This window comes from Acidobacteriota bacterium, from assembly GCA_016196065.1.
Taxonomy (GTDB): Bacteria; Acidobacteriota; Terriglobia; order Terriglobales; family Acidobacteriaceae; genus Acidiflorens.
Genome location: JACPYL010000010.1, coordinates 1,723,117 through 1,743,313 on the forward strand (window position 1 = coordinate 1,723,117; position 20,197 = coordinate 1,743,313).

Here is a 20,197-nt window from a genome sequence, read left to right on the forward strand (position 1 = left end):
GAACGAATTCCTAGAGCTGTTCCTTCGAGTAGAGCCTGCCGCTAGGGCTGCTTCCACACTTCCTTCCCGCCCACCATCGTCCACACTACCTTGGCATCTTTGATCTTGTTCGCGGGAATCTTGAACAGGTCCTCGGACACAATCACGAGATCCGCATACTTCCCCGGAGTGATCGAGCCGCGATTTTCCTCGACAAAATTCGCGTAGGCTCCGTTGATCGTGTATCCGCGAATTGCTGTTTCCAGATCGACAGTCTGCTCCGGCACCCATCCACCGTCGGGTTTACCGTCAAGTCCCTGACGCGTCAGAGCCGTGTAGATGCCGATCAGGGGCTCCATCTCAGCCACATTCCAATCGGATGCGAAAGCCAGGTTCGCGCCAGAATCGTGCAGGCTGCGGAAAGCCCACGCGTACTTCCAGCGCTTCGGGCCGACCGCTTTTGCCCACTGGCCAGTGATATCCGGAGCGCAATGGCGTGGCTGCATACAGGCTGTGACACCAAGCTGCTTGAAGCGCGGAATATCCTGCGCGTTAAGACACTCGATGTGGACAAGTTCATCTCGGCGGTCGCGCGGACCATTCTGTTTCTCGGCATATTCAATCGCGTCCAGCGCCGTGCGAATTCCACGATCGCCGATCGAATGGATAAATACCTGGAACTTCATGCGGTCGAGCCGCGCCACAACTTGTTTGAACTCCTCGGGAGGATAATCCAGTTCTCCGCGCGTTCCTGGACGATCCGCATACGGCTCCAGCAGAGCTGCTGTGTGCGGTTCGATCACATCGTCGATATAGAGTTTGACCGCCGCTACTCGCAGCCGGTCGTCGTTGTACTGATGACGCGCTTCATCGAACTGTTGCAACGTTGCTTCGCTTGTTCCCCTCCGATGAAAAAGCGCGACTTGCAACCGCGCCGGGAGCTTGCCGTCGTCTTTTAGTTTCGAATAAATAGCGAGGTCCTCGAGATACGACTGCGGGTCGACGATTGTCGTGATCCCGGCCGTCACAGCCGCGTTCATATTGGATTGAACACCCGCTAGCACCTGTCCCGGGCCAAGCGATGGTAGATGTTTCTGCAATTCGGCTTGGGAATCTGCTGAGAGGCCGGTGCTGCCGAATCCCGTCAGTACTCCAGTCGGTTCTCCAGTTTGTGGATCTTTTTCGATCTTCTCGGCAAAGAGTATTTTGGTTGTCTTCTTATCGATGCCGAATTCTCGCAATGCTTCGCGATTCATCCATATGGTGTGATAGTCATACGCCACCAGAAATGCCGGACGCCCTCCCGTCAGCCCCTCCAAATCCCGCGCTGCCGGCAAGGTTCCATTCGGGAACACGGAGTAATTCCAGTTCTCGGCTTCAATCCACTTCAGTTCGGGGCGCTTCTCCGCGAATTCCCGCACCTGCTTTTGGAGGTCAGCGAGCGTATTGGCATTTTGAAACCGCAATACGTCCGGATTGCTGCCCAGTCGAACATGAAAATGAGAATCGATGAAGCCAGGCAGCACCATCTTTCCGCCTGCATTGATCACATGGGTTGCGGATCCGATGTAGCGAGCAGCGTCCTTGTCATCTCCGACCCATGCAATGCGATCCCCGCGAATCGCGACGGCTTGTGCCCATGGGAGGCTTGCATCGACGGTGTACACACGAGCATTGCGGAGCACGAAGTCCGCGGCATCGGCGCTTGGAGTTGTTTTGGGACTACATCCGATAGCGAGGCAAAGTAGAAGCGCGCAGAATAACATTACGACACGTCGCATGGCTGCGAAGTGTAACACGCAGCGATTCGATGCTCAGGCGTGATTTCTGCCCGTACCGGACGGAAACAAGCCAAGTCCGGATCACAATCCAGCTAAAACGCACGTCACAACATTTACGAAAGGCAGCAATGCAATCACGGGCGCTTTCTTTCTAAAGATCGCCACGATGACAACGGCTACCGGATACGTCCAGATCGACCAAACGAAGGCATTCGCTTTCGGAGTCTGGCCAGCGTCGAACGCCATGAGTGAAATTGGGGCCAAAAGCAGACAGGGCAGCAGAAGGATGAGCCACATGACAAACAAAACCCCGGCAACTTCGTCGAGTCCGGGCTGCTTCATCCGCCCACCTCTTCCCCACGTACACTACCTCTTCCCGAAGAACTTGCCAAACCCAAGCCGCACTTGCACGGTATTGATCCCTGGGTTCGGCGTGGTGAGTCCTGCATTGGAGATGTGCATATAACGTACTTCGAAGCTCCAGGCGTGCTCCCGCAGGAAGTGAACACCGAACGCGGCGCTGGATGTGAAGTTCACTCTTCCCGTGCCCGTCGGAACATCATGCGAACTGAACAGCGTCCCGCCGTTCAATTCGAGGTAAGGCTGTACATCGCTCCGGGTCGCAAAAATCCACTTCAATCCCAGCGGATTGATCCCCGCGCCGTAGGCCGTATTCCGAGGCTGAAACACGACGAAGGCAGGGACGGCATCGATTGCGTATTCAAACCGTCCATTGAGAAATCCGGGGCCGTGGGGCGCAGTAAGGATCCATCCATAGCGAACTCCCACGTTGAACACGGAGGTGTCCTTGGTGCCGCCGGGAACTGACGGTCCTCCGCCGCTCCAGACCTGGATTTCGTGTCCGCCCTCTTCTGGACGGACCTGCGCGGCCAACAAGCAACTCGCGCTCAATACTGTTGCGAAATAAATGGTCAGCCAGAGAAACGGTCTCATAAGCTCTTCTGATCCAAGCCTCGACATCATACGCGAAACAGGTTCTAACCTCTGCACTCTGATCTCAGACCTCAGAGCCCAAGTCCGCCATCGACCGCGAGGATCTGTCCGGTAATGAATTTCGGTGCGGTCGCAAAAAACATGACGGCATCGGCGATTTCGTCCCCGGAGCCATTGCGTTTCATGGGCGTCTGCTTAGCCATGCGTCGCATGAATGCGGCTGCAGCCTTCTCTCCCAGATCAATCATTCCCGGGGCCACGGCGTTCACGGAGATCTCCGGGGCGAGCGCCTTGGCCATCACTTTGGTCAACATGTGAACTGCAGCTTTTGAAGAACAATAGTGGGCGTGCGTGGCCCACGGCCGCAATCCACCGAGCGACCCCAGGTTGACGATCCGGCCCCTGCGTTTACGCAAATACGGTAGCGCTTCGCGCGATACCAGAAATGGGCCACGCGCGTTGCTGGCAAAGATTGCGTCCCATTGCGCAACCGTCAATTTCTCAAACTTCGCGGTTTCATAGTTCGCCGCGTTGTTTACCAGGACGTCAATGCCCCCGAGTTCGCTGCCAACTTCCTTGATCATCTCGCGGACGCTGATTTCGTCGGTGATATCGCAACGAACGGCAAATGCCGACACACCTTTCCCGGCTAACCGGCTCACCAGCGATTCCGCTTCCTGTTCGGATTCGCGGTAGGTAATGGCCACATCGGCGCCCAGATCCGCCGCCGCAAGCGCGATGGCGCGACCCAGACGTTTGGCTGCCCCGGTGACCAAAACGACCTGCTTGGCGAGTGGTTTGTCCTGTTTTGCCATCCCGGGATTTTACGCCCTTCGTGTCTTGGAATCCCGTTTTGACCCTGCTACACTGCCCGACATATGGAGCCTCGCGAGGTTATCGTCTATTCCCGCAAGGGATGCCATCTCTGCGAAATCGTCAAGGAGAGCCTTGTCAAACTCCAGAAACGAGGCGGCTTCCATTGGCGCGAAATTGACGTAGACGGCGATGCCGAACTCCGGCGTCAATACAATGATCAGGTCCCGGTCGTCTTTATCAATGGCAACAAGGCCTTCAAGTACCGCATGGACGAACAGGAATTCCTACGCAGACTGGCCAGCTGACAGCATCGATTCGGTTGGCCTGTGGCTCAGGAAAAAGTACAAGGCATCTACAGCGACAACCGTATGAGCGATCTTGCTCAGAACTTCTATGGTTGTTCTTGCGATACTGACCCCATCGACACTGTTCCAAAATCGTTGCGCTCTAAGTCTCAGGTAACACGAACGATATCGGAATCTCGGGACAGTCCTTTTCTCAACAGACAGTTTCGGCATCGAACGTAGTGTGAGCAATACCAACAATCTGTGAGCGCTTTGACAAGGTTGGAGGACTTCAAATGAAGGAAACAGTTTCCAGGAAGTTCCGTTCTTTGAGTGCAGCATTGCTCCTGGTCATCGCGACCATGACGCTGGCGCAGGTAGCCGCCGCACAGGATGACGATCAATATCAGGATGACCCGCCGGACCGGGTCGCGCGCCTCGGATATATGCAGGGCTCGATTTCAATCCAGCCTGCCGGTGAGTCGGAATGGGTGGGTGCAGTCTCGAATCGCCCCATTACGACCGGCGACAAGATCTGGGCCGACCAGGACTCACGTGCGGAATTGTCCCTGGGATCGGCGATCATTCGCCTCGCCCCGAACACGGGTTTCTCGTTTCTGAACCTGGACGATCGCACGTCGCAAATTCAACTCACGGCGGGTTCCATCGACATTCGCGTCCGCCAGTTGAATCGCGACGAGATCTTCGAAATTGACACGCCGAACCAGGCATTTTCGATCTACCGGCCTGGCCATTACCGCGTTGACGCCAGCGATGACGGCTCCTATACCGTGATCAGCGTGCGGGATGGCGAAGGCGAATCAACCGGCAATGGCCGGTCCTACACGGTGCATGCGGGCCAGCGGGCCACTTTCAGCGGAACCGACTCGCTAAACGCCGACGTGGAAGACATCGGCGCTTACGATGACTTCGACGATTGGGCGCGTTCCCGCGACCGCCGCTACGACGACTCGCGCTCTGCTCGCTACGTATCTCCTGAAGTTGTGGGCTATGAAGATCTCGACGACTACGGCGACTGGCGTGATGATTCCAACTACGGGCACGTATGGTATCCGAGTCGTGTCGATGCCGGCTGGGCTCCCTATCAGACTGGACATTGGGATTGGATTTCGCCCTGGGGCTGGACGTGGGTCGATGACTCGCCCTGGGGATACGCTCCCTTTCACTATGGACGCTGGATCAATTTCGGCGGCCGTTGGGGCTGGATCGCTGGCCCGATTGCGGTGCGGCCTGTCTATGCTCCCGCGCTGGTGGTGTTTATCGGCGGCGGCGGTGGCGGCTGGGGATCGAATGTAGGCTGGTTCCCGCTTGGCCCGCGTGAAGTGTACGTGCCTTCCTATCGCGTAAGCCGCGGATACGTGAATCGCGTCAACGTCAGTAATACGAACGTTAACGTCACGAACATCACCAACGTTTACAACACGACCATCATCAACAAGACCACCAACATCACGAACGTGACCTACGTGAACAGGAATATACGCGGAGCGGTGACCGCTGTTCCGCAACGAACGTTTGTGAGTGCTCAGCCGGTGGCGAGAGCGCAAGTAGCGGTGAATGCACGAGACCTCGCCTCGGCGTCGTTAACCTCCAGAGTCGCTGTTGCTCCAACACGAGAGAGTGTGATGGGCGGGCGAGCCACAACTGCCAATCGCGTAACCGCGCCTCCGGAACGGATCGCGAACCGTGCTGTAGTCGCCAAGGTGACTCCACCGCCACCTCCAGTATCTTTCGCAAGACAGCAGGCTGCCCTCGCGAAACAGCCGGGAGAGCCTTTAGCCAAACGCGAAGTACAAAACCTTCGTCCGGCAAACACGCCCGAAGCGCGGCCCATGGTTCGGATTGCGCCTCCCGGGAGACCGGCGACGCCCAATGTAGGCCGTGCTGGAAACCAGTCCAACCAACCCGGGACTCGCCCCCAGTTGGAGCGCCCAAATCAACAAACCGCACCGGCTGCGAATCGCCCTGATGGAGCGCCTGCAGGACAAACGGGAGCCAATCCGAACAATCCGTCCGCAAACCGTCCGGGCAACGAGTCTCGCCCCAACGACGCACGTCCTAACGACAAGCGTCCGGATAATCCTCGTCCCAACGACGAAAGGAATAATCGTCCGGGAAACAATCAACCGGCCGATCGCCGTCCTGATGCCAACGGTGCGCAGCCACCGGATCGTCCGCAAGGGGAGCGCCCGAACCAGCCGGCGAATCAGGGCAATCGCCCCGACGGTAAGCGGCCCGAAATTACTCGGCCCGAAGATTCCACGCCGCCCGTCCGCAATGATCGTCCATCCTCGGCGCGGCCGGATCGACGTCCGAACGCAAATCCGCCGAACGACCAGCGGGAAACGAGCCGCCCGCCTGCGGACGAGCCCAAACCGGCAAACGCGGACAGGCCCAACAATCGTCCTGAGCCTCCTGCGCGTAACGATCGTCCGTCAAATGATCGTCCACCGGACGCACGCACCAATAATCGTCCGGACTCGAATCGAGATCAAACCGCTCCTCGGGAAGAACGGCCAAACGGTGGTGAGCAACGCCGTGCTGCTCCGCCAGAGAATCGACCTGATCGTCCGCCTCAATCGCGGCCGCCAACTTCCGAAGAGAAACGCCAGAAGCAAGAACAGGAAAAACGCGATCGGCAGAACAACAAGGAGGAGAAGCCGCCCAACCAGTAGCTGTCTCCCGGCATAGACAATACGACGCTATGGGCGATTCACTGAGGCGCAACGAATCCTGTTGCGCCTCACTTTTGACCGCTACCGATACCTTCCCTGCCCCTCCTGTACAATCGTCCCCGCATGCTGCGCACTCAACTGTTTGCGGATCCCACGGGCCGAACCGTTCACGATATTGTTCTCGAATCCTGCCGCCGCCATCCCGGCAAGACTGCACTGATCGATTCTTCCTGCGGCCGCAGCTTCACGTATGCCGAGTACGGAGAACATGTCGAAGCGTTAGCACGCGGACTGGTTGCCGCCGGATTAAAGCCCGGCGAGGTCGTGGCCATCTTTTTGCCGAACTCGTGGGAGTTCGCTATCAGCTACCATGCGGCGACGTTGGCGGGAGCGATCCCGACGTTGTTAAATCCTGCTTATCGAGAACGGGAGATTCGTTATCAACTCGAGAATTCGGGAGCGGCTTTCCTCGTCACCGACGGCCCTCTGCTCGATGGCGTGAACCTCACGGGACTCCCCATGCTGCGCCGGGTATTTGCGATCCGCAATTCGACGAATGGGACAGAAGATTTCAGCAACCTGCTCAGGCCCGTAAGCGCCTCGCTGCCGCAACCGTTAGCTTCAGCACGGGAAACCCTCGCGGCGCTTCCCTACTCCAGCGGCACCACCGGACTGCCGAAGGGCGTCATGCTGTCGCACTCCAATCTGGTCTCGAACGTGTACCAACTGCTCGGGCCCAACGGAACACCGCTCGTTCCCGAAGATGTCATGCTGTGCTTTCTGCCGCTTTATCACATCTATGGGCTGACTGTCGCACTGACGACTGCCATGACGCTCGGGGCTCAACTTGTGCTCATGCCGCGCTTTGATGTGAAGAAGTTGTGCGCGCTGGCCTGTGAACATTCAGTCAGCATGATGCCCATGGTGCCGCCGGCGATCAATGCGTTGTGCCACGCTGCTGAAGCTGGCGCCTTCCCCAAGAATCACAAAGTCCGCTGGATAAAGTCGGGAGCGGCTCCTCTCGCGCCTGAACTTGCACGTCGCTTGACCGAACTCACTGGGATCCCCGTCAACCAGGGCTACGGCATGACGGAAGCATCTCCTGTCACGCACGTTGGCTATATCGCGCCGCCAGCTATGTACCGTCCTGCAGCCATCGGTCAGCCGCTCGCACTCACAGAATGTCGCGTGCTCGATCTCAACGACAACGAAGTTGCCCCTGGTGAGCCTGGCGAATTGGTGATGCGCGGCCCGCAGTTCATGATCGGCTACTGGAAAGAACCCCAGGCGACGGCTGCTGTCCTGCGCGACGGTTGGTACTATTCCGGCGACGTGGTACGAGCCGATTCGGACAATTTTTACTATGTCCTCGATCGGCGTAAGGAGATGATCAAATACAAAGGCTTCCCGGTCGCTCCAGCCGAAGTAGAAGCGGTTTTACTCGAACATCCCGCCGTGCGCGATTGTGGAGTGGTGGCCAAGCCCGATGAAGAAGCTGGCGAAATTCCCTGCGCATTCGTCGTGATCCGGGACGGTTACTCCGCCGGGGATGCACTGGACAAGGAACTGCGCAACTTTGTCGCAGATCGGCTTGCGCATCACAAGCAGCCGCGGGAAGTGCGTTTTGTCGATGCAGTCCCGCGAACGCCATCTGGGAAAATCCTTAGACGTGAACTGCGTAGCACGTTTTCTTGAGGTAATGCTTTAGAAGATGTTCCAGTTGCTAAGCGCATAGTCCGATAGACCATCCCGCGTCGTTCTGGAGCAAGAAAAAATGCCCACTCTCCCAGGGCGAGAGAGTGGGCGACGAGTGCTCCTTCCGTACTATTCTTCGCGCAGGATTTCGTAGACCGTGTTCTTCCCGTGCTGCTGGGTGAAGAAACCGCGTGCATCGACCAAGCTGTCAACGGTGCCCAGCATTTGGCTCGGATCCATGCTTCCATTCGAAACATGAGTTCCAGTGGGCTCGTTGTCACCTCTGGTCTCCGAGACGCTGTCACGTCCCAGGGCAACGAAGCGGAGCGGTGGTTCCGACCCGTCGGTCGTGTAAGACCAGATCGAATCCAACCGGTTGAGCTGTGTATGCAGACCATCGCCACGGTCTTCGGCTGCGATCAGCGTGTGAGCGTCTGCGAAGGTCAGGTTGTCGAAGGACGACTGCTCCGCAGTTCCCAGCACGAAGATCCCGATCGTCCCGCTATTGCGATCTGTGCTGAGGTCAACCCGGAAGATCGAGCCCCAAGTTCCACGTTGCGCCAGAGCTGGAACCGCACCCGCCAGCGCGTTTGTGTCCCCGGTCGCATCGAAGAAGAACGTTTGGAAGCCGGAACCGGGCAGGAACTGGAAGTTTTCCGGACGTTTGAAAGGTGTGGCGTTTGCGGCCTTTGCTAAAGCGTTCGGGTTAAAGGCTGTGGTTCCGTCAACGGCGGTGTCATGCACCGTGACCCATTGTGCTATGTACGACGTACCGGGAGTGTGGAGGCGGAGCTGGTTGACCGAGAACACGTCGCCCGAGGGATCGTTCGCATGAAACACGACCGGAGCGCCGTCGATCAGCACTTGTAGCGCTTGCAGCTTGCCACCCGCATCGATGTTTGTGACATCGGTGGGAACAAACCGGTACACGAACGAGTTGGGCTGACGAGCGGCCTTGGGACTGTTTGGATCGTTCGGGTCGATGTTGACGCTTGTGCCGCCCAGATCCTCACACATGATCAGGTTTCCCTGATCGTCAGGGTGCATCCCTTCGAAGAACGCCGGGTTTCCGAAGATTCCGTCCAAGGTATGGACATTCGGTGGCCACGTAGCATTGGCTTCGATGATTGCTCCGCCGTCCTCCTGTGAGAAGAGCATCTTGTTCGCCAGCGGAAGATAGGCCGAGCCATCGATGGCATTGAAGCCAGTCAATCCATTCGTGCCTACCGGGCTCAGGAGCGTCACGCGATGCTTCTTATCCGTGATGTCCATGTTGATGCGGGTGATGAACGCCAGGTTCCCCGCGTTCTCATGTCCCTGAAACAGAAAGTGCCGTCCGTAGTCGTAGCCCGGGACAGGCCCGCCTGGATTCTGGTCGAATACGAGATAGGCGTTCTCGTCAGGCTCAGTCAACGTGTTGTCCGTGAGAATCCCGAACTTGGTGATCGGCCCCGATGGATTCTCGATCACATTGGTGCCGGTGACAACTGCCTGGAGTTTGAAACCGCTGGCTATGGTCGTTGCCGGATGTCCAACATGCTTCTTGGCGAACTTGACGCCGGTTGTGATGGGTCCAATTCCGAGCTGGCCGAAAGCCAACGGCGCGGCCAAGGCTACCACGAGACCGAGCTTCAAAGACGAAGCTTGCAAAACGTTCATACACAGACTCCTTTTGAAATTCCTCATTGGGATTTGTTCTTCTTGCGCAATTGGGACTTCGGGCTAACGCTTCCGATGAAGGTAGCGGTTCAGAGTTTCACTGAGATTGCAGCCACGTGAACGGTCGATGAAAAGTCGCCAATCAGGAGATAAGTTCAGTGGAAAGCGAGAACCGAGGCGCGTTTCCATGAGATGTTCTGCAAGCAATAACACGATATAATTTGCAGTCCGCCATGAACTTTTCCCGGTTTGTCACCCGGTCCGCGTTTCGCAATCGGCTGCGCAGCCTGCTTACTGTTGCTTCGATCGCCTTTTCTCTCCTTCTGCTGAGTGTCATGTTGACGCTTTGGCGCAGCTTCTACATTGACCCGGGAGCGCCGGACTCCGCTCTCCGGATCATGACGCGGCACAAGGTCTCGCTCGCAAATTTTCTACCCATCTATTATCGGGATAAAATCCGCGGAATTCCTGGCGTCGTCCATATTGTTCCCATGACATGGTTTGGCGGCCGGTATATCGACGACAAGCCGGCAAATTTCTTTGCCCAATTCGCAACCGATCCAGAGGAGTATTTTGATGTCGCTGCCGATAAGGTGATGCCGCCCGAACAACTGGAAGCTTGGAAGAAGGATCGCGCCGGTTGTGTGGTCGACGTCGATCTAGCGAAGAAGCATAACTGGAAGATCGGCGACCGGATTACGCTGCAGGGAACGATCTTTCCTACGAACCTCGAGCTCACGCTGCGTGGCATCTACAAAATTGATCCACCGAGCAGCAATCTGTACTTCCATGCTAAGTATCTGGAAGAGTCCGTGTCCTGGTTCAAGAATTCTGCCGGCTTTTATTTCACGCGTGTGGACACCGCGAATCATATGCCGGACGCGGCGCGCTCCATCGATGCCATGTTCCACAGCGCTCCCTTGCCTACCAAGAGCGAGAGCGAACAGGCATTTCGCCTGGATTTCATCGCTACTCTGGGTAACGTGAAGGCCTTTATCCTGGGGATTTGCGGAGCGGTCACGTTCACCATGCTGCTCGTTTGCGCAAACACCATGGCCATGTCAATCCGGGAACGCACGCGCGAAGTGGCTGTACTTCGTACGCTGGGTTTCACGCGCGAGCGGATCTTCAAATTACTGCTCAGCGAAGCGCTGGCAATTGCGTTGATCGGGGGTCTGATTGGAGTGATGTCCGCGACGCTGATCATCGGCCTTCTCTCCCGGCCCGGCATCGGCATGCCGGTGTCGATGCACATGACCAGCCTGACGGCGCTCGCGGTGATGCTGGTCGCAGCCTTCGTAGGATTGTCGAGCGCGATCGTCCCGTCTTACCGAGCGTCGCACCTGCACATCGTCGACGCTTTGCGGCACATCGGATAGAATCTGCGGTCCGTTGTGCCGTTCCAAAATTCGCTATTTGCCGACCAGATACTTAAATTGGGCGTCCGATAGCGGTACGACGCTCAACCGACCTTGCCGCACGAGCGCAGAATCCGCAAAAAGCTTCTCGCCCTTAATCTCTGCGAGTGTCTTAGGCTGAGCAATCGGCTTGCCCACCTTGATTCGGATTTGCGGAAGTTTTGGGTCGCTGACCTCCACAGACTCGACCGTTGCTGTCCCAACGGCACTTTTCTCGTCACCAGTGTGGTAGATCACGAGACGATCCCCCGCCTTCATCCCACGCAGGTTTTTCACCGCAACGGGATTGGTGACGCCATCCCAAATCGTGCTCTTCTCTTTCTCAAGATTCGCGAAAGAATATACAGTCGGCTCTGTCTTCAGTAGGTAGTCCATGGCCCGCTATTCTACGAAACCTCAGCAGTATTCGCAGCAGTCGCACACAAAAAAAGAGGTGCCCGGAAAACCAGGCACCTCCAAACGAATGCTTCTTAAGCCCTAGAAAACGAACTTCGCGGCCATCTGAAGTTGCCGCGCACCGGTCGTACCGTCCGGACGCCCCAGTTGGCTCAGAATCTGCCCAAAGAACGCCGAACCGACCTGGTTGCCAACCAGTCCAGGATCATCTCCGGGATTGTTGAAGTTCGCGTGATTGAGCAGGTTGTATGCCTCCAGCCGCAGTTCGATGCTGGTCTTCTCCCAGATCTTCATCTTCTTCGAGACGCTCATATCCAGGTTCACGAACGACGGGCCGTGAAAGAAGTTGCGACCAATCGTTGGGAATGTGTCGAAAGCAGGACTGGTGAACGCCGCCCGGTTATTCGAGAAGAACACCTTGGTCCCAGGTGAGAATGTCCCGCCGCCCGCAAACGGGTCGCCGATGACATCCCCACGACTGACTCGGCCCACGCGCTGACTGTCGCGAGTTCCGATCACATCGAAGGGGTGCCCGGTTTGCATGGTCAGAATTCCGGTCATCTCAAATCCTTCCAGAACTCTTCCCATCACGCCCTGATTCCAATGGGTTCGGCCGGCTCCGAGCGGCAATTCCCAAACCGAATTGATAACTCCGACATGGCGAATGTCATGGTCGGAATTGCCACGATCCAGTGCCGGGAGGAGTGCATCACGCACGAAATTCACCTGCCCCGTTCCCGCGACAATCGGATCGTTCGCATCGTCAATGGAATGAGCCCAGGTGTACGAGCCTTGCATTTGGAATCCGCGCGTGAAGCGTTTGGTGATTTTTGTCTGTAATGCATTGTAGTTAGCATTGCCGTCGCTCTTATTCAACGCCGCTGAGAAGGTATTGCGACCGATCGCGTTATGGGCCACACCGTTAAACGGCAGAATCCCCTGGTCTGCTCCCGAGTACAAGCGTAGCGATGAGACCTGGCCTGGTACGCAGCCGAACTCGTTGTTGGGATCGCTGCAGAATGCCACGAGCGCCGCGACGCGCACCGGATCCGGTGGATTTGCGTCGAACACTCGGAACACATGGTGGCTGTTGTTGCCGACGTAGCTGACATCCAGGACCAGGCCTGCCGGCAAATTGCGCTGGATTCCGAAGAAGTAGCTGTTGGTGACTGGATTGCGGAAATGCGTGTCGAAGATGACCGGAGCGAGCAACGCGCCATCTGGGACTGACGCCGACGGGATCTGGTCTGGAGTCGCGAGCGGAAATCCTCCGGTGTCGAATGCGTTCCCGATCGTGTCGAGCACGAAGGTGCTGTAGTCCTGCTCGAATGGCGGATTGCCTCGGGCATTGCCAAACAAGTTGCCGAATATCCGATCATGGAAGATGCCGAAAGAAGCGCGAATCGCCGTCTTTCCATCCCGGAACGGATCCCAGGAAAAGCCAATTCGTGGTTCGACGTTCGAGTAATCGTCGTTGAACAACTGGTGACCAGTTCCCGGCCCTACGGTAGAGAACACGACTGGGAACGTGCGCGGATCCGTCAGAAGATTCGAAAGGTTGTTGTGTACTTCGTAGGGGACGCCGTTGAACTGATAACGAACCCCGAAGTTAAAGGTGATATTCGGACGTACTTTCCAGCTGTCCTGGACGAACACACTGCCTTCTCGCTGCCGGAAATCCTTGTTGTCGCTTCCCTTTCGAACCCCGGATTTGTCGAAGAACTGAGCCTGCAGGTCCGAGACCACGAAACCGTAGTAAGCGGCAATCGCGTCGTTCAGAGCCGGGTCGGAAACGCCGATGCCGGCGGAATCAAATCCGCCTCCGGTGGCCGTTCCGATTCGAGTGTCAGGTTGTCGCCGGCTATTGAAGTTGTTGTCGCCGGATTCCTTAACGTTGCGGAAGTCACCGCCAAACTTCAGCGTGTGAGCGCCCTTCACCCAGGTCAGAGTATTTCCGAAACTGATCGTGCCGGTCTTCCTCGCCTGTCCGTCAGACAACAGACCGCCGCAGCCGACACTGGTGAACGGATTGGTAGCGAAATCCGTACCGTTCCCGAATTGATCGACCGGGAACGCACTGTCTAGAACATTCAGTCCATCGCAGCCAAACCCCGCAAAGATGTGATTCCAGCCGAACGAGAAGTTGTTGATCAGACTTGGACGAAGGTTCGAGGTGAGCGTAGCCACTCCGCCGGTCGCGATCGCTTTGAGTGACGCTGCGCCAACGTTGTCCGGCAGCGCAGACGCGGCACCCGAGTTGGGATCCTTGAGATCGTTATAGCTGTATCGGAAGCTCAAGTATTCCGAATCGGTAAAGTGATGATCGAGCTTCCCCGTTGCCTGATAGCTCCTTTGATTCGAAGAGCTGGGAAAGAATGTAACACCGCTGAACCCGTCGCCGGTTTCAAACGCTGCCTGCGGATAGAGCGAAAAAATCTTCTGCATGGTCGGATCTGCAGGAATCGATGTCACTCCCGATCCGTTGAAGAGTTCGTAGTTTGCTGTGATTGTCTGATTGTCTGCTGACCCTTGCCGCAAGTCGATCGTTCGGGAGATTGGATCCCCGTTGTCGTCAATACCATTAAAGGTGAAGAGCCCGTCCTTAAAGGCCTGCAAAGGTACTTGAGCAGCATTGGTGCGTGCAGTGGGAAACCGCTGGAACTCCTGGTTGAAAAAGAAGAACGTCTTGTTTTTCCAGATCGGACCGCCAATCGAATAGCCAAACTGGTTCCGGACGTACGGATCTCGTGGGCCATCCGCGGCGCGATTGAACCAATCGCGGGCACCGCCGATCTTGTCATAGCGGCCAAACCAGTACGCGCCGCCGTGAAATTGATTTGTGCCTGCCTTTGTGACCACGTCGATGATCGCGCCGGTGTCTCGTCCATACTCGGCGTTGAAGTTATTCGTGATGACCCGGAATTCCTCAGTGGACTCCGGGTTGGCCGCCAGCGCACCGCCCGGGATGCCCGGAACGGAGGTGTCGTTGTTATCGACCCCATCCAACAGGAAATTGTTATTGCGCTCGCGAGCGCCGTTGACATTGAATCCGCCTAGCGAACTGCTCGCCGAAGACGTTCCGGGCGACAGAAGCACGAGCTCATAAGGATTGCGCGTAATCAAGGGCAACGCCTTCATGCGCTCAGAATCAACCAGGTTCGACACCTGTGAGTCTTCGGTCTCGATCGGCGCCACCGTATCCACGGTTACATTCACGTTCTCCGTGGTTGCGCCGATACGGAATTGCGCGTTGAGTGGAACGACAAGGGACGTCGATACCGTCAGATGATCGAAGGTCAGCTTCGAGAAGCCCGTCTTCTCGACGGTTACGCTGTACTCTCCTGGGGGAAGGCTGGTAATGGTGTAGTTCCCGCCCTCGGCGCTGGTCGCTGTGCGAACCGCTCCCGTGGCGGAGTTTTTCGCCGTGACCGTGGCGCCCTGCACCACCGCATCAGAAGGATCGCTGACCACTCCGGCAATTGATCCCATGCCCGCTTGTGCCGCCGCGAGGGTACTCAATGCAAACAAGACAACACAACTGAACACATATTCCATGCTTCGCATGTCTTTGCTCCCTTGAATCACTTGCGCCGTGCGCCCGATGGCACACCAGTCTCGTGATCCCTTCACAAGGGCAATCAGTTGGCCATTCCTGTTGAGGGTTGTGAGAGAGGACTTGTGTAGTGCGTGCGTCGAGTCCACAGGGAGATGACAAAATCACAACGAGCGTCAAGGTTTGTCTTGTTGTGAGAATCAATTCCGATGTTCTTGCTGCGCTATGACTTCTGGAAGTCAGCGAGAGCAACGCTACAGAATCCGGGAAGTCAGCCGGTGTTCGAAAGAAAAAGAATCGCTACACAAACACGTCGGACAAGTACGCGGGGCGTGTTGCGATATTGGCGGGTGTTATTGAGCATGGCCCTCTGATCGAAGCGTCCGGAGAGATTCCGCCGGCCATCGCGGGGCCGCGCAAACGCGTTGCTCCGCGCCTACTTCCGCGGCGGAGCGAAGACTTCCGCGTCGACAGGAACGTTCAATTGCATTTTCTCGATTTGCAGCGTGGAGGCAGTAGGATTCTCGCGCGATCCACTCACGAAGCGATGAGCAAATTTCACGCCGTCCACTTCGCGATAGTCGCCCACGTCCTCCACGATGATCATCAGCTTGCCGTTTGCAGAGCGCTCGATCTCCTCATGGATTTCGAGATAGCTGGCCGCGTCCAGAAATTGAGTGATGCTCGTGCCCAGCGTGGTCATGATTTTCAGTTTGTAAACCGCTTTGCCATCGATGTCCGCCTTGCCGAGCGCTTCGATCCGGCTTCCCTTCCTGGCGTAGTCGAGCAGGGGTCCTTCGATCGCGTTCTCGGCTTCTTCGCGGATATTGTTCAATTCCCCTCCTTCAAGTTGTCGAGTCTTTCCGCCCTGGACTTCCCATCCCGAGCTGCCGTCGTACGATCGAGTGATGTCGCCGCCATTAATCTTGAAATCCTCTCGTATCTGGCTGGGCCGCCGCACTTTCACAGTCAGAGGCGAACTAGCGTCGCCAAAACTGATGGTACCGATCATCGTCATCGTCTTAATGGAACGCAATTTCTCGGCTCCGCCGCGCGCGACCAGGTTCCTGGCAACCAACTCATCTGCTGTCTGTGCATAAAGTGGCAAGGCAAGCATAAGAAACACAAGCGTCTTGACTGGATTCATAAATTTTCTCTGTTGGGGAGTCGCGCCCGTGTCCGCAGCGCCGCGTTCACGGCAACTACGGTAGCTCTTATTTTGTAGTTTGTCTTACGCAGTCCCTGTATTGGCCAGCGCTTCTACCGCTTCCCAGGTGGTGGGGAACGTCATGAAGAAATCGTTAACCTTTGTAATTTTCAGGACTTTCATGACCCGAGCAGTCACTCCGGTGAGCACCAGGCAGCGCCCTGTTTTCTGGTGAGAGACATACGTGGAGACCAGTGAGCCCAGGCCGACGGAATCGATATAGGGAACGTCGGTCAGGTCGAGGATCATCGTCTCCGCGCTTTCGTGGCGTACCGCTCGCTCAAATTGCGGCGTGGTCTCGATGGTCAGCGGTCCTTTAATGAGCAGAACGCGCTGTTCGTCCGTCACACCCGCGTAACGCTCGACCGTCAGTTCTTGCAAACCCATGGGACGCGATTGTAGGCCAGTCCGTGCGTTATGTCACCTCTACTTGGGACCAAACGGCGCCACTTTTAGCCCCGCAAAATCTCGCGCGATTCCTTCGCGGTTGGTTACATTCTCGTGCCTCCGCCGTCTAGAACCCTGGAGAACTGATGCGCCCGTTAGTCCACCGCAATGCCCCAACCTCGGGTTCGCTTGCAGTGTGGCAGTCGAGACTGGCACCGGGGATCATCTTCCACGGTGGTACCCGCGTATCCCATCCTTTTCCTCGACACTGGCACGACGAATTACACATCTGTGCTTACACGGCCGGCGTAGGGTACCTGGCATGTCGCGGCAGTTCCCGTCTGGTCGGTCGCGGTGACCTGGTCATTACGCCGCCGGGAGAGGTTCACGAGAACTGGGTGGAATCAGGGGCGACTGTGAGTTTCTACAGCGCATACGTAGACCGTTCGCTGCTCCGCACGGTTGCTCGCGACATCAATCAGGAAAAGGAGCTACTGCCTGCGTTCCCAAACATGTTCCAGCATTCTCCCCGCATGCTGAGCAGCTTCCTTAGCATGGTTCGCACCATTCAACACGGAGAGTCGCGTTTGCAGTGCGATGAGTTGTTGCGGAATTTTCTTTCCTTCCTCTTCTTGACCCGCCGCTCGAACACTACCTCGCATTCCCGCGCTCCGTATGACCACACCGCGGTGACACGAGCGCGGGAATACATTGCCGCACACTTCACCGAGCCCATCACACTCGCGCAGCTTGGCCGAGTTACGGATCTCAGTCCGTTTCACTTGCAGCGCATATTTTTTCGCAAAACGGGTTTGCCCCCGCATGCTTACCAAACCCAGTTGCGGATTAATCGAGCCAAGGAATTATTGCGCCAACAACATGCTCTCTGTGAAATTGCGATCACGACCGGGTTTGCCGACCAGAGCCACCTCACTCGGCAGTTCCGTCGGTTGGTGGGGATTACGCCGGGTCGCTATGCTGCGGAATTCAGTCGCACTCGCTAACCGCAAGATTGTTCAAGACGCCCCCATCCCCACTCTCTAAATTCAAAGTTGGAGTAACTTCCGGGGGATATCAATGCGATTCGCAGGGCAGTCAGTGCGCCGAAGATTGACGCTATTCATCCTGTTTGTGACGAGCGCGACCACATTCCTACTCAGCGACTCGTCGACTTGGAAGGACCGCACCATCACAAAACTAGCTGAGGGCATCTTTGAAATTCGCCATCCCGACGCGCCCGACGGGTTCCCGCAAAGCAACACGACGGTCATCATCGGAGACAAGACGGTATTCGTTGTCGATTCGTGCCTGCTGCCCTCGACTACCCGCGCTGACGTGGAACAGATTCGCAAGTGGACGAACAAGCCGGTCACCTATCTTCTGAATACTCACTGGCATTTTGACCATACCCTGGGAAACAGCGTCTATGCTGCAGCATTTCCCGATATTCAGATCATCGCCCAGATTCAAACGCAGAAAACGATCGCCGACTTCAACCCTGGGGCCGTGACTCGCTATCCTTCCCGAGCCCAAAGATTTCGCAAGGTGCTCGACTCCGGAAAGGATCCGGACGGCCAGCCTCTGACACCGGGTGCGCGCAAAGACTATGAGGAAGCGCTCTCCGGATTAGGGCCCGTCGTCGCGGAGTTCAAGGATGCCGTGCAACTGGTTCCCAACGTCGCCTTCGACCGGGAACTCAATATCGATCTCGGCAAGCGTCTCGTGCAGATTCGTTTCATTGGACGAGGCAATACCGCCGGAGACACCATCGTGTACTTGCCGAAGGAAAGAATTCTAATTACCGGCGACCTGGTGGATCATCCCGTGCCCTACTTCTTCGGCGGCTTCCCGGTGGACCAGGTCGGCACCCTGCAGGCTCTGGCGCAATTTGATGCGCAAGAGATTGTTCCGGGCCATGGCGACGTTCTCCACGACAAGAGCTACATCGCGCAGATGATTTCGTTTTTGCAGGTGGTGAATACCGGCGTTGAAAAAGAAATCAACAATGGCAAGACATTGGAAGAAACACAGGAGGAGCTGCCCAAACAGATTGATTCCAAAGCGTGGCGAGACAAATTTGCTGGGAATGTTGCAGAAGATCAGTCCTTCTTCGACCAATCATTCGCCGGACTGGTCAAGGCTTCGTATAACCAGATCAAGGCTCGATAGAAGACTGGACGCGAGCTACTGCGGCTTTTGCTCCGCAGGTTTCTCCTCGGGAGTTTTCGCATCCGGCTTCGACTCATCTTTCTTGGCTTCGGGATGATCTTCGAAGACCGAATACTGCCCTTGCGGACGCTTCAGTTTGATCGTGATTTCCAATTCCGGTTTGTCGACGACGTAATCTTCTCCGTAGGTTTGAAAGCCCTGCGCCAGCACCTGCACCCGCAATGCGCCGTACGGGATGCCATCAAAGCTCGTTTTGCCGTCGGTGTTCGTCTTCAGCTGCATGCCGGAGTTCTTCTGCTTCCCTTTCTTGCCGACGGGATGCATGATGACGCTGGCATTCTTGATCGGCTTGCCGTTGTAGTCCCGCAAGACGACGAATGCTATTGCGGCATACTGTTCGTCGTCTTGGGCAATTGCAACGCCTAGCCCCAAACCAACCAGCAAGAAAATACCGATCCCTAAACGAAGCCTTCTCATGGGTTTCCATTCTAAGCAGGAGTTCGATTTCTGTCACGAAAACCGGTACGTTACGCCCCCGGTGCGCGGCTGGTCCCGGAGATCTGCTGGGAGGATACTCTCTGGGAAACCGACGTTGCCGTAAACATAAACGTAGTGGTATCAGGCAGTTGTATAGGTTTGCTCTTGGTCAGCTGAGGCTACAGAACACGGTTTCCAGCAGCTCCTGCTCTTGACAATTCAGCACTCATATCTGATAATTAGCACTCAACCATTGCAAGTGCTAACAGGAAACCGCAGGGCCCAGCATTCAAACCCGTATCAACTCAATTGAAAGGAGTACGCAACTATGGCTACGAAGTTTACCCCGCTCCATGACCGAATTCTGGTCCGTCGAGTGGAAGAAGAAGGAACCACACGTGGCGGCATCATTATTCCTGATTCCGCAAAGGATAAACCGCAGGAGGGAGAAGTTGTCTCCGCCGGCAAAGGCAAGATCAGCGAAGAAGGCAAGGTTCGCCCGCTCGACGTGAAGGAAGGCGACCGCATTCTGTTTGGCAAGTATTCCGGGACCGAAATCAAGATCGATGGTGAAGACTTCATCATCATGCGCGAAGAGGAAGTACTTGGCATCCTCAGCGGCGCGACCAAGAAAGAAACCGCCGGATCCCGCAAGTAGTCAGCTTCTAGCCGCTGGCTACTGGCTTCTAGCTTGAGACTCATGACATTTCGCAGGCTTGGCCTGCA

At 56.4% G+C, this 20,197-nt stretch carries 17 protein-coding genes; 7 read left to right on the plus strand and 10 right to left on the minus strand.

The features are described 5' to 3' along the window. Nucleotides 1-41: 41 nt before the first annotated feature. The 4 genes from HY010_10575 to HY010_10590 form a co-directional block, all read right to left on the minus strand. Nucleotides 42-1,664, minus strand: a complete 1,623-nt coding sequence (locus HY010_10575) for an amidohydrolase (GenBank protein ID MBI3476168.1) — start codon at nucleotides 1,662-1,664, stop codon at nucleotides 42-44. 177 nt (nucleotides 1,665-1,841) lie between these two features. Beyond that, on the minus strand, nucleotides 1,842-2,102 hold the full coding sequence (locus tag HY010_10580; GenBank protein ID MBI3476169.1) for a hypothetical protein: 261 nt from the start codon (nucleotides 2,100-2,102) through the stop codon (nucleotides 1,842-1,844). Nucleotides 2,103-2,126: 24 nt separating this feature from the next. Beyond that, on the minus strand, nucleotides 2,127-2,714 hold the full coding sequence (locus tag HY010_10585; GenBank protein MBI3476170.1) for an acyloxyacyl hydrolase: 588 nt from the start codon (nucleotides 2,712-2,714) through the stop codon (nucleotides 2,127-2,129). Between the two features lie 71 nt (nucleotides 2,715-2,785). Then, nucleotides 2,786-3,529: an SDR family oxidoreductase gene (locus tag HY010_10590; protein MBI3476171.1), complete on the minus strand. Its 744-nt coding sequence runs from the start codon at nucleotides 3,527-3,529 to the stop codon at nucleotides 2,786-2,788. Nucleotides 3,530-3,592: 63 nt separating this feature from the next. Here HY010_10590 and HY010_10595 point away from each other — a divergent pair, with 63 nt between their 5' ends. The 3 genes from HY010_10595 (at nucleotide 3,593) to HY010_10605 (ending at nucleotide 8,205) form a co-directional block, all read left to right on the plus strand. Continuing rightward, the gene (locus HY010_10595) at nucleotides 3,593-3,835 is read left to right on the plus strand and encodes a glutaredoxin family protein (protein ID MBI3476172.1); all 243 of its coding nucleotides are present in this window, start codon (nucleotides 3,593-3,595) and stop codon (nucleotides 3,833-3,835) included. Between the two features lie 275 nt (nucleotides 3,836-4,110). Then, complete coding sequence (locus tag HY010_10600) at nucleotides 4,111-6,510, plus strand: hypothetical protein (protein MBI3476173.1); 2,400 nt, start codon at nucleotides 4,111-4,113, stop codon at nucleotides 6,508-6,510. A gap of 123 nt (nucleotides 6,511-6,633) precedes the next feature. Then, nucleotides 6,634-8,205, plus strand: a complete 1,572-nt coding sequence (locus HY010_10605; protein MBI3476174.1) for an AMP-binding protein — start codon at nucleotides 6,634-6,636, stop codon at nucleotides 8,203-8,205. A 129-nt stretch (nucleotides 8,206-8,334) separates the two neighbouring features. Here the strand turns inward: HY010_10605 and HY010_10610 are convergent, their stop codons facing one another. Further along, nucleotides 8,335-9,864, minus strand: coding sequence for a DUF839 domain-containing protein (locus tag HY010_10610; protein MBI3476175.1), 1,530 nt, complete (start codon nucleotides 9,862-9,864; stop codon nucleotides 8,335-8,337). Between the two features lie 233 nt (nucleotides 9,865-10,097). Here HY010_10610 and HY010_10615 point away from each other — a divergent pair, with 233 nt between their 5' ends. Further along, the gene (locus HY010_10615) at nucleotides 10,098-11,243 is read left to right on the plus strand and encodes an FtsX-like permease family protein (GenBank protein MBI3476176.1); all 1,146 of its coding nucleotides are present in this window, start codon (nucleotides 10,098-10,100) and stop codon (nucleotides 11,241-11,243) included. A 33-nt stretch (nucleotides 11,244-11,276) separates the two neighbouring features. Here HY010_10615 and HY010_10620 read toward each other — a convergent pair whose 3' ends face one another. The 4 genes from HY010_10620 to HY010_10635 form a co-directional block, all read right to left on the minus strand. Next, nucleotides 11,277-11,657: an EVE domain-containing protein gene (locus HY010_10620; protein ID MBI3476177.1), complete on the minus strand. Its 381-nt coding sequence runs from the start codon at nucleotides 11,655-11,657 to the stop codon at nucleotides 11,277-11,279. A gap of 102 nt (nucleotides 11,658-11,759) precedes the next feature. Next, nucleotides 11,760-15,242, minus strand: coding sequence for a TonB-dependent receptor (locus tag HY010_10625; GenBank protein MBI3476178.1), 3,483 nt, complete (start codon nucleotides 15,240-15,242; stop codon nucleotides 11,760-11,762). A 425-nt stretch (nucleotides 15,243-15,667) separates the two neighbouring features. After that, the gene (locus HY010_10630) at nucleotides 15,668-16,378 is read right to left on the minus strand and encodes a hypothetical protein (protein MBI3476179.1); all 711 of its coding nucleotides are present in this window, start codon (nucleotides 16,376-16,378) and stop codon (nucleotides 15,668-15,670) included. 84 nt (nucleotides 16,379-16,462) lie between these two features. Continuing rightward, nucleotides 16,463-16,825 (minus strand): STAS domain-containing protein, encoded by a 363-nt coding sequence (locus HY010_10635; protein MBI3476180.1) that lies wholly within the window; start codon nucleotides 16,823-16,825, stop codon nucleotides 16,463-16,465. Nucleotides 16,826-16,971: 146 nt separating this feature from the next. Here HY010_10635 and HY010_10640 point away from each other — a divergent pair, with 146 nt between their 5' ends. Together HY010_10640 and HY010_10645 are read left to right on the plus strand one after the other, a co-directional pair. Further along, nucleotides 16,972-17,829, plus strand: a complete 858-nt coding sequence (locus HY010_10640; protein MBI3476181.1) for an AraC family transcriptional regulator — start codon at nucleotides 16,972-16,974, stop codon at nucleotides 17,827-17,829. Nucleotides 17,830-17,923: 94 nt separating this feature from the next. Then, nucleotides 17,924-18,994, plus strand: coding sequence for an MBL fold metallo-hydrolase (locus HY010_10645; protein ID MBI3476182.1), 1,071 nt, complete (start codon nucleotides 17,924-17,926; stop codon nucleotides 18,992-18,994). Nucleotides 18,995-19,009: 15 nt separating this feature from the next. Here the strand turns inward: HY010_10645 and HY010_10650 are convergent, their stop codons facing one another. Then, nucleotides 19,010-19,471 carry a carboxypeptidase regulatory-like domain-containing protein gene (locus HY010_10650; GenBank protein ID MBI3476183.1) on the minus strand — a complete coding sequence of 154 codons (462 nt, stop codon included), beginning with the start codon at nucleotides 19,469-19,471 and terminating at the stop codon, nucleotides 19,010-19,012. A gap of 328 nt (nucleotides 19,472-19,799) precedes the next feature. Between HY010_10650 and HY010_10655 the strand changes: the two genes are divergently transcribed. Next, nucleotides 19,800-20,129, plus strand: a complete 330-nt coding sequence (locus HY010_10655; GenBank protein MBI3476184.1) for a co-chaperone GroES — start codon at nucleotides 19,800-19,802, stop codon at nucleotides 20,127-20,129. Nucleotides 20,130-20,197: the final 68 nt, after the last annotated feature.

Coding starts and splice junctions, on each gene's coding strand:
- HY010_10580 (MBI3476169.1), bottom strand. CDS start 2,102: ATGAAGCAGCCCGGACTCGACGAAGTTGCCGGGGTTTTGTTTGTCATG.
- HY010_10585 (MBI3476170.1), bottom strand. CDS start 2,714: ATGAGACCGTTTCTCTGGCTGACCATTTATTTCGCAACAGTATTGAGC.
- HY010_10590 (MBI3476171.1), bottom strand. CDS start 3,529: ATGGCAAAACAGGACAAACCACTCGCCAAGCAGGTCGTTTTGGTCACC.
- HY010_10595 (MBI3476172.1), top strand. CDS start 3,593: ATGGAGCCTCGCGAGGTTATCGTCTATTCCCGCAAGGGATGCCATCTC.
- HY010_10600 (MBI3476173.1), top strand. CDS start 4,111: ATGAAGGAAACAGTTTCCAGGAAGTTCCGTTCTTTGAGTGCAGCATTG.
- HY010_10605 (MBI3476174.1), top strand. CDS start 6,634: ATGCTGCGCACTCAACTGTTTGCGGATCCCACGGGCCGAACCGTTCAC.
- HY010_10610 (MBI3476175.1), bottom strand. CDS start 9,864: ATGAACGTTTTGCAAGCTTCGTCTTTGAAGCTCGGTCTCGTGGTAGCC.
- HY010_10615 (MBI3476176.1), top strand. CDS start 10,098: ATGAACTTTTCCCGGTTTGTCACCCGGTCCGCGTTTCGCAATCGGCTG.
- HY010_10620 (MBI3476177.1), bottom strand. CDS start 11,657: ATGGACTACCTACTGAAGACAGAGCCGACTGTATATTCTTTCGCGAAT.
- HY010_10625 (MBI3476178.1), bottom strand. CDS start 15,242: ATGCGAAGCATGGAATATGTGTTCAGTTGTGTTGTCTTGTTTGCATTG.
- HY010_10630 (MBI3476179.1), bottom strand. CDS start 16,378: ATGAATCCAGTCAAGACGCTTGTGTTTCTTATGCTTGCCTTGCCACTT.
- HY010_10635 (MBI3476180.1), bottom strand. CDS start 16,825: ATGGGTTTGCAAGAACTGACGGTCGAGCGTTACGCGGGTGTGACGGAC.
- HY010_10640 (MBI3476181.1), top strand. CDS start 16,972: ATGCGCCCGTTAGTCCACCGCAATGCCCCAACCTCGGGTTCGCTTGCA.
- HY010_10650 (MBI3476183.1), bottom strand. CDS start 19,471: ATGAGAAGGCTTCGTTTAGGGATCGGTATTTTCTTGCTGGTTGGTTTG.
- HY010_10655 (MBI3476184.1), top strand. CDS start 19,800: ATGGCTACGAAGTTTACCCCGCTCCATGACCGAATTCTGGTCCGTCGA.